11 protein-coding genes and 12 tRNA genes are annotated in these 13076 nt (G+C 43.7%); 2 read left to right on the top strand and 21 right to left on the bottom strand.

Going from position 1 to position 13076, the window contains the following annotated elements:
* Positions 1-75: 75 nt before the first annotated feature.
* Positions 76-2469 carry an SIALI-17 repeat-containing surface protein gene (locus O3621_RS11440; RefSeq protein ID WP_314447797.1) on the bottom strand — a complete coding sequence of 798 codons (2394 nt, stop codon included), beginning with the start codon at positions 2467-2469 and terminating at the stop codon, positions 76-78.
* A 355-nt stretch (positions 2470-2824) separates the two neighbouring features.
* Here O3621_RS11440 and O3621_RS11435 point away from each other — a divergent pair, with 355 nt between their 5' ends.
* Together O3621_RS11435 and O3621_RS11430 are read left to right on the top strand one after the other, a co-directional pair.
* Positions 2825-3427, top strand: coding sequence for a TetR/AcrR family transcriptional regulator (locus O3621_RS11435; RefSeq protein ID WP_061592338.1), 603 nt, complete (start codon positions 2825-2827; stop codon positions 3425-3427).
* 205 nt (positions 3428-3632) lie between these two features.
* The gene (locus tag O3621_RS11430; RefSeq protein ID WP_125383372.1) at positions 3633-4205 is read left to right on the top strand and encodes a TetR/AcrR family transcriptional regulator; all 573 of its coding nucleotides are present in this window, start codon (positions 3633-3635) and stop codon (positions 4203-4205) included.
* A gap of 142 nt (positions 4206-4347) precedes the next feature.
* Here the strand turns inward: O3621_RS11430 and O3621_RS11425 are convergent, their stop codons facing one another.
* The 20 genes from O3621_RS11425 to O3621_RS11330 form a co-directional block, all read right to left on the bottom strand.
* On the bottom strand, positions 4348-4953 hold the full coding sequence (locus O3621_RS11425; RefSeq protein WP_314447794.1) for a DUF6287 domain-containing protein: 606 nt from the start codon (positions 4951-4953) through the stop codon (positions 4348-4350).
* Positions 4954-5038: 85 nt separating this feature from the next.
* The gene (locus O3621_RS11420) at positions 5039-5257 is read right to left on the bottom strand and encodes a heavy-metal-associated domain-containing protein (protein WP_125337900.1); all 219 of its coding nucleotides are present in this window, start codon (positions 5255-5257) and stop codon (positions 5039-5041) included.
* Positions 5258-5277: 20 nt separating this feature from the next.
* A complete protein-coding gene (locus O3621_RS11415) occupies positions 5278-7524 on the bottom strand; it encodes a heavy metal translocating P-type ATPase (RefSeq protein WP_314447790.1) in 2247 nt (748 codons plus the stop codon).
* On the bottom strand, positions 7524-7967 hold the full coding sequence (locus O3621_RS11410; protein WP_314447787.1) for a CopY/TcrY family copper transport repressor: 444 nt from the start codon (positions 7965-7967) through the stop codon (positions 7524-7526). Before O3621_RS11410 ends, O3621_RS11415 begins: the two co-directional genes overlap by 1 nt.
* A gap of 148 nt (positions 7968-8115) precedes the next feature.
* The gene (locus O3621_RS11405; RefSeq protein ID WP_314447784.1) at positions 8116-9618 is read right to left on the bottom strand and encodes a zinc ABC transporter substrate-binding protein AdcA; all 1503 of its coding nucleotides are present in this window, start codon (positions 9616-9618) and stop codon (positions 8116-8118) included.
* Between the two features lie 9 nt (positions 9619-9627).
* Positions 9628-10434, bottom strand: coding sequence for a metal ABC transporter permease (locus O3621_RS11400; RefSeq protein WP_314447780.1), 807 nt, complete (start codon positions 10432-10434; stop codon positions 9628-9630).
* The gene (locus O3621_RS11395; RefSeq protein ID WP_314447777.1) at positions 10427-11137 is read right to left on the bottom strand and encodes a metal ABC transporter ATP-binding protein; all 711 of its coding nucleotides are present in this window, start codon (positions 11135-11137) and stop codon (positions 10427-10429) included. The genes O3621_RS11400 and O3621_RS11395 overlap by 8 nt, the downstream gene beginning before the upstream one ends.
* Positions 11134-11577 (bottom strand): zinc-dependent MarR family transcriptional regulator, encoded by a 444-nt coding sequence (locus O3621_RS11390; RefSeq protein ID WP_314447773.1) that lies wholly within the window; start codon positions 11575-11577, stop codon positions 11134-11136. The genes O3621_RS11395 and O3621_RS11390 overlap by 4 nt, the downstream gene beginning before the upstream one ends.
* Before the next feature lie 361 nt (positions 11578-11938).
* Positions 11939-12022 (bottom strand) — tRNA-Leu (locus tag O3621_RS11385).
* A 12-nt stretch (positions 12023-12034) separates the two neighbouring features.
* A tRNA-Gln gene (locus O3621_RS11380) sits at positions 12035-12106 on the bottom strand.
* Between the two features lie 13 nt (positions 12107-12119).
* A tRNA-His gene (locus O3621_RS11375) sits at positions 12120-12192 on the bottom strand.
* A gap of 10 nt (positions 12193-12202) precedes the next feature.
* Positions 12203-12273, bottom strand: a tRNA-Trp gene (locus tag O3621_RS11370).
* Between the two features lie 8 nt (positions 12274-12281).
* Positions 12282-12362: transfer RNA gene (locus O3621_RS11365), tRNA-Tyr, on the bottom strand.
* A gap of 13 nt (positions 12363-12375) precedes the next feature.
* Positions 12376-12448, bottom strand: a tRNA-Phe gene (locus tag O3621_RS11360).
* A 5-nt stretch (positions 12449-12453) separates the two neighbouring features.
* A tRNA-Met gene (locus tag O3621_RS11355) sits at positions 12454-12527 on the bottom strand.
* A gap of 19 nt (positions 12528-12546) precedes the next feature.
* Positions 12547-12636 (bottom strand) — tRNA-Ser (locus O3621_RS11350).
* Positions 12637-12643: 7 nt separating this feature from the next.
* Positions 12644-12715 (bottom strand) — tRNA-Glu (locus O3621_RS11345).
* Positions 12716-12730: 15 nt separating this feature from the next.
* Positions 12731-12804: transfer RNA gene (locus O3621_RS11340), tRNA-Ile, on the bottom strand.
* Positions 12805-12837: 33 nt separating this feature from the next.
* Positions 12838-12908, bottom strand: a tRNA-Gly gene (locus O3621_RS11335).
* Positions 12909-12915: 7 nt separating this feature from the next.
* Positions 12916-12988 (bottom strand) — tRNA-Val (locus O3621_RS11330).
* Positions 12989-13076 lie beyond the last annotated feature (88 nt).

The raw sequence follows: 13076 nt of genomic DNA, 5'->3' as shown, positions 1-13076 counted from the left end.
ACTTTTAGTAAAACGTTTGCATAATTTTTGAAAAATTTCTCCATCAAAAAAGAGGCCACTGGGCCTCTTTAAAATTTATTCTTCTTTTTTTCTACTACGGAGTGATAATCTAGTTGCGCCTAAAGCGCTAATAACTCCTGCAACTGCGAGAAAAGCATTAGAAGCTTGACCCGTATGCGGCAAGACTGACGCTCCACTCCTACTTTCCTTGTTTTTAAGCTGAGCTAGCTGGGTGACCTTAGCTGATGAAGACTGCTCTTGTACTGATTTGGTCCCATCAACTGCTGGCAAAATACCGCTAGTTACTTGGTAAGCAGGTAAAGCATCAGCTACTGCCGCGTCAGCAGCATTGACACCGCCGGTAAATTCCGGAAGAGCCACCATTTGAGGAGCGCTGTCTGGATGTGCACTCCTGACTGATGGCTGAACGCCAGCATCATAGGCGTTATTTTCTGCCATGGTTGGCTCAGAATCATTGACTCCTCCACTAAATTCAGGCTGTGTTGCTGTTGGTGTTTCTGAATCACTAACATTGCCACTGAATTCTGGTTGTGCAGACACCTGTGGAGCTGTATCGGGATGAGTTCCAACCCCATGGCTAGATAAATCATACTCTGACGCTGTCGCTGTTATCGGATCAGAATCATTGACTCCTCCACTAAATTCAGGCCGTGTTGCTGCTGGTGCTTCTGAATCATTAACATTGCCACTAAATTCTGGTTGTACTGAAGACTGCGGAGCTATATCGGGATGAGTTCCAACTTCATGGCTAGACAAATCATATTCCGACGCCGTTGCTGTTGCTGGCTCAGAGTCGCTAACTCCTCCACTAAATTCTTGCCTAGCTTCCTGTGGTGAATCACTTGGAACAGAAGAAGCTGTCTCAGCTTTAGCAGCATTCTTGACAATCGCTTCTAGATTTTCAAGAGCTTTTGTCTGCTCAGCAGCAATCTGTTCCTGCAGCTTCTCTGCTTTTTCGGCACTGTCTACACTATCATCTAGCTGTGCAATCGCATCTGTTACCGTCTTTAATACTGCTCGAATCTTTTCTTTAGCTTGCTTTTTATCGAGTTCTGAAAGTGTTTGGTGATGTTCAATTGCTTCAATCTGCTTGTCGACTTCTTCTTCAAGTTCATCTAAAACCAAATCTTTGCCAACTGGATGAATCGTGTCCAAGCTAGCAATTCCAGCTTCCTCAATTCTCTCTAGTTCTTCTTCGGTATCAGCCTTTTCAAGCGCTGTTTTCGCATCTGCTAGAGTTGCTTCCGCTTCAGCTTTAGCCGTAGCCCGTTCTGCATCTGACAGATTCGGGTTGCTCCGTAAGTCTGCTAGCTTATCAGACAGAGCAAGATCTAGTTTCAGTCCAGTCGTAACTTTTAGCAAACCTTGCTTCTCTGCCGCTACCTGTTCTTGAATTTTTTCGGCATCATCAGGACTTTCAACCCAAGCATTATAAGCTGCAATTGCTTTTTGAGCTATGGCTGCTGCATCTTCAATTTTCTTTTTAGCTGCAGTTTTTTCCTCAGCAGAAAGACTTTGACTCTTCTCTACAGCCTCGATAGTAGCTGTTTTTTCTTCCTGAATTTCTTTTAAGAACTGCTCTTTGCCAATGGGGTGAATCTTAGCTAAGTGGGCTATGGCTGTTTCTTTTGCCCGGTCGTAGACTTCCTGAGAATCTGCTCCTTCAATAGCCTTCTTGGCCGCTTCCACCACCTGCTCTATCTCGCCTCTAACTGCTTTCTTTTCTGCTTCTGAAAGATTAGGATTTGCTTCCAAGTCAGCTAACTTAGCAGCCAGAGTTAAATCTACGGTTGAACCTGCTATAAACTTGAAAAACTTATCTTCCTCGGTTACTGCTTGCTCTTGAATCACTTCCGCTTGCTCTGCTGTTGCTGCATTAACATCTAATTTCTGAATTGCATCCTCTGCTTCTGCAGCCTTCTTCCTTACAGACTCTTGGAAGCTTTTCTTTTGTTCCTCAGGCAGTAAATCGCTACTATCTACAAGTTTGTCAAACTCTGCTTTTCCATTTTGGATTTCATCTAGAAGTAAATCTTTGCCGACTGGATTGATAGAGTTGATGTCTGCCAATCCATCTTCCTTAGCTTGATCAATCCTTTCTTTATCCTCAGCTGCAGCAATTTCATTCTGAGCCTTCGCAGCTGTTTGATTTACTTCCTCCTTAGCTGCTGCAAGCTCCTCATCTGACAAATTTGGATTATTCCCAAGATCTGTCACTTTCTCAGCCAGAAACGTGCCTACTTCTGTATTAGCAGCCTCCCTGACCGTTGTCAAATCCTGATTTACTGGTGATGCAGCGGCCGGAGTCTCTACTGCATTTGCAACAGGCTGCTCCTCATCTGCCGCCACCATACTGTGACCCAAAAACAGAGCACAAATAAGGACTGAACCAACACCTAAAACTGACTTCCGAATAGAATATCGCAAAACTTTTTCTGTTCTTTTCATTTTATTCTCCCCTGAACATAGTTTATTATCCCGATCAGTAACCCTTAATAAAAAGTCCAGTCAAACCTCCCATAAATCTTTCAGATTAGGTAATCCTTAAACTACACTTTCTATTTGACTTCTGATAAGATTTTTTATTATTTTATCATATTAACTTGTTAAAATAAAAGAATTATCGGCTTGATTTATGTACATTTTTGTGAAATCGTCCAGTTTTTAAACAGACATGATGTCCAGAAATTAAACTAAAAATTTTTCCATTTAACAATGTGTAAACTTTTTTAGTAAAAATTCTGGGCTATTTTCTAGCTTATTTCAGACAGAAAAAGTAAAATGGTATAGGAGGGATAAAATTATGGCTCTTAATACACGAGATAGGATTTTAGATGCATTTTTTGAATTAGCAGATAAACAGCCAGACAGGTCGCGTTTTACCTTTACAGAAATCGCTAAAGAAGCCGGTTTATCAAGACAGGCTATTTACAAACGACACTTTAATAATACTACTGAAATTATCGAATACATTCGCCAAGATATGGTGGAGCAAGCCTTTGCTCCCAACTGGAATAGCAACAATGCTGAAGCGGACTTAGATCCTTTCACCTTTTTGGCTCAAACGATTCTTCCCGCTATTTATGAGCAACGCCAACGCATTAAAATATTATATACTAGTTCTGTCGATCCCCTGTGGAGCGATTTTATTACGGCCAGTTACAAGGACTGGATCGAGCAGAATCTAAATCTTGACCACCAAAAATTAGGTATTCCTGAAGACCTGGCCAATCAACTGCTGGCCGGCTGGATTAGTTCTCTTATCGAGAATTGGATCACTCAGGATGACCCCGTTCCTTGCAAGCAGTTCTCTAAAACATTTCTCAACCTTGTATCTTCACCCCTAACCAGCTTTGCTGCCTATGATAGTCCAGCTGGTCCTTCAAACAAAATTGTTATCGCATAACCAACTAGAAGAAAAACAGAGAAATGACAGAACCGGTCCTTGTAAGGGAAGACTGGTTTTTTTATATTAAATTTTAAAAATAATTGGACATTTTCTCTATAAAGTGTTATCATTTTAGTTGACAAATGGTAAACTGCTTTGTTGGAGTCTGCTCTATTTTTTAGACATACCAGCAAGAACTTAATATAAAAGAAGGAAGGTACTTATGCCCCAAGATACTCGAGACAAAGTCGTCAATGCCTTAATTGAGCTGGCAGAGCAAAATCCTGAAAAGTCTTATTTTACTTTTTCAGAGATTGCAAAACAAGCTGGTCTATCGCGCCAGGCTATCTATAAAAAACATTTTAGTAATGTTGAAGATATTATCCAATACATCCGCCAGACAATTATGACTCCGTTTTTGCCCCTGTATGAAAGCTACGAAGAAGGAAATGGAGAAAATCCATTCTGTTTCTTTGCCCAACATATGATTCCTACCCTTTATGAACATAGGAAATGGATGAAGGTGCTCTACACTACAGCTATCGATCCTTTCTGGAGTGACTATCTATCTACCTTCTTCACTCAGTGGGTCGTGCAAAATTTGGAAATTGACTCTAAAAAATTGGGAATTCCAAAAGAAATGGCTACGGAAATTGTTGTTAGATGGATTAATTCCCTCATTGAAATTTGGATTATCAAAGAAGATCCTATGCCAGCAGAGTATTTCGCCAAGCTCTTCCTGAATGTGATTTCAACCCCTATGGATCAGTTTATAACACCTCACAGTGAATCCTAATTCAACTCAAAATTATGAAGCCCACCTAATTTAGGCAGGCTTTTTTTGTCTGTAAAATTTCTTACTCTCCCAAAGAAAAGAGAGCAGATAGTCTTCTGCTCTCGTCAACATATAAGCTATAAAATTAAGCACCGAGCTTCGTTTAATCTACTCGATAATAGAAGCTACCTTGTTCGTCAAAGCTATTCAGGCCAACTCCTGTCCAGATTCTGTCTTGACCAACATCTGAATTATCTGTAAAGTTTTCCTTGTCTGCGACCTTAACTCCCTTGGGAAGAAACTCAATCAGAAAACCTCCGCTTTCTCCGCCGTAGACACCGCCAGCAGCAGTACCATAGTCTGTCAGAGAAGCTCCGTACAATTCATAAACACTTGAAACCAAGCCCTTGTCATCAAAAACAAGCTGGTTGCCAGAAGCATCCTGCCAGGTTCCTTTAACGCTAGCATAATTACCATTTGCAAGTGCTGAAATGTCCATCGCTTCCTTCTTTTCCTTGGTTTTTTCTGTGCTCGCACTCTCTGAGCTAGTACTGCTAGCCGCTGAAGATGCTGCTGCAGTTGATTGACTGGATACCTGCTCCACAGAACTTGATACTGAGCCAGTACTGCTAGCAGGCGTCTCTGATTGATTCGTAGCACTGCCCTTTGAACAAGCTGTCATAGCTAATAAAGCAGCTCCTGCTAGTAGTAAAAAAGGTAAAGCTTTTTTCTTCATTTTTCTCCTCTTTCTCACGGTAAGATAAATCATGTGATTAGTAACATTATAGATTATTTTATCGCTTTTTACAAGAAGAATTCTAGCAGCTGGGCAGGCGCAAAGCTATTGATTTTATTTACTCAGCTTCTGCCACATCCAGAACCCTGTAGATTGTTTTTTCCAAAGCTGCTTCATAATCTGATGCACCATAAGGCTTATCAGTAGTGACTTGGGCTGTCTGCTTCTCTAGCTCTACTGCCACATCTGACACTCCCTCCATAGACAAGAAATGCTTGGTGACGTGTTTGACACAATTTTGACAAGATAAGTTTTCTAATTGGACTGTTTGTTTCATAGATTCATTCCTCTGTATATTTAGTTCATTTTAAAGCGTCCTAGACGCAGAGCATTGGCCACAACTGACACTGAGCTTAAGCTCATGGCCAGACCAGCCAACATAGGATTGAGCAAGGGGCCGCCGAAAAGATGCAGCAGGCCCATAGCAATCGGGATGCCTAGTGTATTGTAGGCAAATGCCCAGAAAAGATTTTCCTTGATATTACGGATGGTCGCCTGGCTGAGCTTGATAGCCTTGACTACATCCTGCAAATCACTATGCATGAGAACTACATCTGCTGACTCAATAGCTACATCTGCGCCTGAACCGATGGCAATTCCTACATCTGCCTGAACCAGAGCCGGCGCATCATTGATACCGTCTCCGACCATGGCCAGTTTTTTACCAGCTTCCTGCAAGTCTTTGATAGCAGTGGCCTTACCATCTGGCAATACACCTGCGATAACTTTTTGGATTCCAGCTTTCTGAGCAATAGCTGTCGCTGTTTCTTCACGATCCCCTGTCAGCATGATGACTTCCAGCCCCATAGACTGGAGCTCTTGTACAGCCGACAGGCTGCTGGACTTCATCTCATCTGCTACCGCTAAAATACCAGCCAGCTGTCCATCTACTGCGACAAACATGGCTGTCTTCCCTTCTTCGGATAGCTCTAACAACTGTTCTTGAAATACACTGCTGTCAATGTGCTTGTCTTTCATCAAGCTTTCATTTCCCACCAGAAGCTGTCTCCCCTCAACCTGAGCTGACAAACCTCGTCCAATTACGGCCTCAAAATGACTGACAGGCAGCAAGTCAAGTTCCTCCTCTTCAGCTGCTTCCAAGATAGCCTGAGCCAAAGGGTGCTCAGAATGCTGCTCAGCACTGGCTATTAACCGCAACAAGTCAGACCGATTAAAATCACTCAAGGGCAGCAGATCCGTCAGACTGGGCTTACCAACTGTAATCGTCCCCGTCTTATCAAGAACAATGGTATCCAGTTGATAAGCTGCTTCCAAAGCTTGACCAGACTTAATCAGAATTCCATTTTCAGCCCCTTTACCAGTCCCAACCATGATGGCTGTCGGAGTGGCTAATCCCAGCGCACAAGGGCAGGCAATGACCAGAACTGCGATAAAGATTGACAGAGAAAAGCTAAGACTCTCACCAGCCAGAAAATACCAGCCCAGCGCAGAAAAAGCAGCCAAGCTCAGCACGATCGGAACAAAATAGAGTGAAATCTTATCGGCCAAAGCCGCTATCGGCGCCTTAGACCCCTGCGCCTCCTCCACCAATCTAACAATCTGAGCTACGGTCGTATCCGAACCCACCCTAGTTGCTTGATAGTCAATACTACCATTTTGATTGATTGTTGCACTGGTAATGGTGTCACCGACCTTCTTTTCAATCGGGACACTTTCTCCAGTCATCATGGACTCATTCACAAAGGTCTGCCCCTCTGTCACAAGGCCATCTACCGGCATACGCTCCCCTGGCTTGATACGGATAATGTCTCCAACTCGGATATCCTCCGTATCAATGGTCACAGCCTCACCATAACGAATCACTGTCGCCTGACTAGGTACAAGCTCAAGCAGAGACTGAATTGCCTGAGACGTTCTGCCCTTAGCTGAACTTTCCAGATATTTCCCCAGAAGAACCAAGGCAATAATCACTGCAACCGACTCAAAATAGAGCTGATGAACAAAGGCATGATAGCCTAGAAAAACCTGCCCGACCGAGTAGAGACTGTAGAAAAATGCTGCGCTGGTTCCCACTGCAATCAGACTATCCATATTGGGATGTCGCTTGATAAGATTGCGAAATCCTCTCTGATAGAAGCCGCGCCCAATCCACACAGCAGGCAGAGTCAAAAGAAATTGTGACAGAACGAAGATCAAGGGATGCGCCATATGGTCCAAGAAACTAGGCAGAGGAAGGCCGACCATACTGCCCATAGAGATATAAAGCAAGGGTAGTGTCGTAACCAAAAGAATCAGTAACTCTTGTTTCTTTTTTTGCATTTTCTGAGCTTTAATCGCAGCTTCTTCGCTTACATCAGACGGTCGGTCTTTTCCTTTTTCTTCAGCCTGATAACCAGCCTCAGCTACCGCATCTAGCACTTGCTGGCTGTCAAATCCCGCCTTAGGAAGCAAACTGAGACGTTCTGTAGCCAGATTGACACTGACATCCTCGACCGTTTCCAAGTCCTTGACCGCCATCTCTACCGTCATAGCACAGGCAGCGCAGGTCATACCTGAGAGCTTGTATTCTTTCTTCTCGCTCATCAATGTGCCTCCTTTCCGTGCCCGCAACGACACTGGCCTTGTGGGCAGTGGCATTTAATTTCCAGCGGAGCCGAAGCTCTTTTCTTATCAATGACTTGGCTGAGCCGCTCCAAGTCCCTTTGACTGAACTGACTTCTCTCAATCATCGAAATCAAAAGATCTCCGTGTTTAGTATTACAGATATTGTTAAAAAGCGCCTGCCAAGTACTTTCCAGATGTTCCGCTTCTAAAATCCGAGCATCGTAGTAAAACTTGCCCTCTATCTTTTCCATAGCGATAAATTCTTTTGTCTTCAGACGATTCAAAAGAGTCTTGATGGTTGCCGGCTTCCAGGAAAAATCAGCTTCCAAACGATCTATAATCTCTGTACTGCGACTGTGTGGATAAGCCCACAGCACACGCATGACTTGCCATTCTGCTTGGCTAATATTTTGCTGTTCCATTGTTTAACACCTCCTTATCATTTACATTTGTAATCTAACTCTTTATTAGTTTACATCTGTAATCGTAATTTGTCAAGTATTTTTATCATCATTTACCGATATACAAAAAAAGAAGGCGAGATAGTCCCGTCTTCTTACTTTGTATATATTAGTGCGCCAACATCTCTTGGGCAATTTCTTGACCCGTCAACTTACTTGGATAGTAGGTTGGCCAGTTTTCCAGCTCGTCAAAGAGTGCATCCTGACTCTCACCACCATAGAAGATATGGAAATGAGCCGCCTTAGTCGGTGCAATGTTGTGGTCGCTAAACTGAACATACTTGTATTCACCAGCATCCTCGTCTGTCGCTTCAAACATAAAGCGAACTCCACGATTTCCCTTAGGGTAAGTCAGAGTGTGCTTACCAACGTATTTATAGGTATATTTCTTGGATTTTCCATCTACCACAAATTCCATAGTCTTGTCTGTGATATTGATATTGGATACATCCGTCTTGTAGCCCTTGTCATAGTAGTCCTTGTATTCAGCTGCCGTCATTTTCCCAGTCAGCTTAGCCTTGTAGTCAAAGACTTGGTCCAAGGTACCATCCTTCAGATAAGGGTAAACAGACTGCCACTCGCCAGCATAGTCAGACAAGGTCCGATCTTTGACAGCACTGTCTTCAAAGTAGCCGTTTTGGACTGTCTTATCGTCTTCTTCTTTCTCGGCTGTAATCTCCGCTCCCTCTTGGTTAGTTGTCTTCTTGAGAGCCTTTAGATTGGCCTGCATGATAGAAACATAGTCTGCCCCATCCTTGGTCTGCTCTTCGGTCAAGCTTTCCAGCGGATTCAAGACATCAAGTTCTACCCCTGTTTCCTTAGCTAGAGTAGAAGCCAAAGCCTGGGAAGCATTCTCTTCAAAGTAAATATACTTGATTTTATTTTTCTTGATATACTCAGTCAATTCAGCCAAGCGTGAAGCGGATGGCTCACTGTCTGGTGAAAGTCCAGAAATTGGCACCTGCTTCAAGCCATAGTCCAATGCTAGATAGTTAAAGGCTGCGTGCTGAGTTACAAAGCTCTTTTGCTTGGCATTTGCCAACCCATCCTCATATTCCTTATCCAAGTCTTCCAGCTTCTTGATATAAGCCGCTGCATTTTTCTTAAAAGCAGCTTTCTTGTCAGGGTAAGACTTGCTCAGGCTATCACGGATGTGCTCCACCATTTTAATAGCCCGCTTCGGTGACAGCCAAACATGGGGATCATAGGCATGATGATGTCCCTCTTCCCCATGGTCGTGGTCTTCTTCCTCTTCACCACCAGGCAGCAAGAGCATATCGCCTGTCGCTTTGATAACCGTTTCTTCCTTATTTTTCAAAGTTTTTAACAGTTCAGGAACCCAAGTCTCCATATTTTCATTTTCATAGACGAAGGCATCTGCATCCTGAATAGTCGCAACTGCCTTAGCTGAAGGCTCATAATCATGCGGCTCTGTACCAGCCCCGATTAGAAGTTCAACATTGGCCTCATCTCCAGCCACCTGCTTGGTAAACTCATAAACCGGATAAAAAGTTGTGACAATATTGAGCTTGCCATCTGCATTTTTTTGATTGGAACAAGCTACTAAGAAAATACTCAGTAAGCCTGCTAATAGTAAGCTAATTTTTTTCATTTTCTGCTCCTATTTCATAAATTTTTTGACCAGATTGACCAGCAAGAACAAGCTGACGAAGATAATCGTAATGCTGGCACTAGCTGGCGTCTCTGCATAGTAAGAAATATAAAGTCCGGCAATCATACCAAAGAAGCCGATAATATTTGCCAGCAAAATGACCGACTTGAAATTTTTCCCAATCCGCAGGGCAATACTGGCCGGCAAGACCATAATGGTCGAAACTAGCAAGGCTCCCGCAGCTGGAATCATGAGGGCGATCGCAACACCCGTCACGATATTGAAGAGAATAGACATGGTCCGCACAGGCAGCCCATCGACAAAGGCCGTATCCTCATCAAAGGTCAAGATGTACATGGGGCGAATGAAGAGGAAGGTCAAGACAAGTACCACAGCAGCAATGACAAAGAGAGAAATCACCTGCTCCCTACTGATAGTCACAATGGATCCAAATAGATACTGGTCCAGACTCATTGAGCTAGAACTCTTACCCTTACTCATAACAATCAAGGAAATAGCTAAGCCGGTTGACATAAGAATGGCTGTCCCGATTTCCATGAAATTCTTATAGATTGTGCGCAGATACTCTAAGAAGACTGCTGCGATAATGACGACAAGCACCGTTGTGAGGGTGGGCGATAGTCCAAGAACCAAACCAAAAGCTACACCTGCCAATGAAACGTGACTGAGCGTGTCACTCATGAGACTCTGCCTACGTAAAATCAGGAAGGTCCCCAGAATCGGTGAGAAGAGACTCATGGCAATAACTGCCAAGAAGGCTCGCTGCATAAAATCATAGGAAAATAGATTAAGCATGACTCACCTCCTGTCCATTGTCGCTTTCATGCACATTGAAACAGCGCCAAGGTGAGTCCTGATTACGGACCAGGTGAATGTTGCGATCAGCATATTTACGAACTTCTTCCGGATCGTGTGTAATCATCAAGACAGCTTTCCCATGCTTATGAGCACTATGGTGCATGAGCTTGTAAAATTCATCCTTGCTGCCTGCATCCATACCTGTTGTCGGCTCATCAAGGACAAAAATATCCGGATCCGAAGCAAACATCCGAGCAATCACAGCCCTCTGCTTTTGCCCGCCAGAGAGAGAACCAATCCGCTTATCCCGATGTTCCCACATTCCAACCGACTCCAGACTTGCCTTGATATGCTCCTCATCATGCTCATTCAAACGACGAAACCAACCCTTGCGCGGATAACGTCCAGACTTGACAAACTCATACACCGTACTAGGAAAACCAGCATTAAAACTAGCAATCTGCTGAGGAAGGTAGGCAATCCGCAATTTCTTGCCTCGCACATTGGTCTTGGAAATCTTCACTTCCCCATGCTTAGGCTGCAAAATACCCAAACTAGCCTTGATAAGCGTCGTCTTAGCAGCTCCATTTTCCCCCGTCAAAGTTACAAACTCACCACTGTCTAGAAAATAGTGAATATGCTCTAGCACAGGCTCCTTGTCATAGTAAAAAGAAAGATTATCCACTGTGATATATCTCATTTGCCAATCTCTCCCACCAAGGCTTCCAAAAACTTCGCAATTGTCGCCTGTTCACTAGCAGAAAACTGCTCTGCCAATTTTTGATACGTCTCCAAAGTATGTGCGTGATGATGCTGATGTTCCTTTGCAACCGGCTGAGCTAACTCAGTCAAACGGTAAAAGGTAACCCGTGCATCTCTCTTATCTTTAAAAGCTTGCAGCATCTCTTGCCGAACCAAAGATTTCACAGCCTTAGTCACAGCAGCTTGACTCACATTCAGTTTTTTTGCCAAATCAGAATTTGTCAAAGATTCCTCAGACAAAAGCATCAAAATATGCTCCTGCGTATTGGTTAAAGGCACATCACTCGTGCAAGAACCAATCAGAATCTCATGCTGATTTTCTGCTTTCATAATAACTTCATTTAAAAATTGATCGATCTTCTCTGCTAAATGAATCATTTCCTCCTCCTTCTCTTAACTAGTTAAAGCTTTACTGGTTAATTATACCACAAAACAGAAAAGAGTCAAGAATTTTCAGTAAAGGTCAGATGCTTTTCACAAAACATATTTAATCATACAATTAAATTCTTAAGCCCTAAATAAAACTCAATCAGAGAATAAAAAAGAACAAAGCGAGCTGACTCATATTAGCATTCTAGATCTTAAAAGGCATTTAATTATAAAATTCTTCCGTAACCATTACACAAGTTAAGTATAAATTTACAAGCAAAATCACAAAGCAACCTTCTATTTAGCTTGCAAATAAATATTAAAGAAAAAACAAAAAAAGAAGCTAAAACGCTTCGCTAAACTTAAGCTATACCGGCGGCCGGGGTCGAACCGGCACGTCCGTGAGGACACTGGATTTTGAGTCCAGCGCGTCTGCCAATTCCGCCACGCCGGCTCAAGTTTTTAACTGGGGTAGCTGGATTCGAACCAACGCATGAGGGAGTCAAAGTCCCTTGCCTTACCGCTTGGCGATACCCCAATAATAATAAATAGGCGAGTGATGGGGATCGAACCCACGCATGCCAGAGCCACAATCTGGTGTGTTAACCACTTCACCACACCCGCCATATTTAAACACGGGCAGTAGGAATTGAACCCACACTGAAGGTTTTGGAGACCTTAGTTCTACCTTTAAACTATGCCCGTAAAGGTTATGGAAGGGGAGGGATTCGAACCCCCGAACCCGAAGGAGCGGATTTACAGTCCGCCGCGTTTAGCCTCTTCGCTACCCTTCCGATTATAAAATTATGGCGCGAGACGGAATCGAACCGCCGACACATGGAGCTTCAATCCATTGCTCTACCAACTGAGCTACCGAGCCAACTATTGCGGGAGCAGGATTTGAACCTACGACCTTCGGGTTATGAGCCCGACGAGCTACCTAGCTGCTCCATCCCGCGTCAATACTATTCGTCCCTAAGGAGGATGTGGGATTCGAACCCACGCACGCTTTTACACGCCTGACGGTTTTCAAGACCGTTCCCTTCAGCCGGACTTGGGTAATCCTCCGAATATATAGTCCGTACGGGATTCGAACCCGTGTTACCGCCGTGAAAAGGCGGTGTCTTAACCCCTTGACCAACGGACCATAATATTATTAAAATGGGCACGAGTGGACTCGAACCACCGACCTCACGCTTATCAGGCGTGCGCTCTAACCACCTGAGCTACGCGCCCAAGTTCGAAAACTTGGTATGAACTATCGTTCAAAGCGGGTGACGAGAATCGAACTCGCGACAACAGCTTGGAAGGCTGTAGTTTTACCACTAAACTACACCCGCTTGAATATGGGAGTTAACGGGATCGAACCGCTGACCCTCTGCTTGTAAGGCAGATGCTCTCCCAGCTGAGCTAAACTCCCAAAGGGTGGAGTCTAACTCAGCCAACGGTGAGAAACTTCGTTTCTCTCATCCGCCGATTGTAATTTCGATTTCCTCTCAATTACAACT

This window comes from Streptococcus sp. 20925_1_22 (genome assembly GCF_041431685.1).
In the GTDB taxonomy this organism is placed as follows: Bacteria; Bacillota; Bacilli; order Lactobacillales; family Streptococcaceae; genus Streptococcus.
This window is presented reverse-complemented; position numbering and strand designations above follow the sequence as displayed.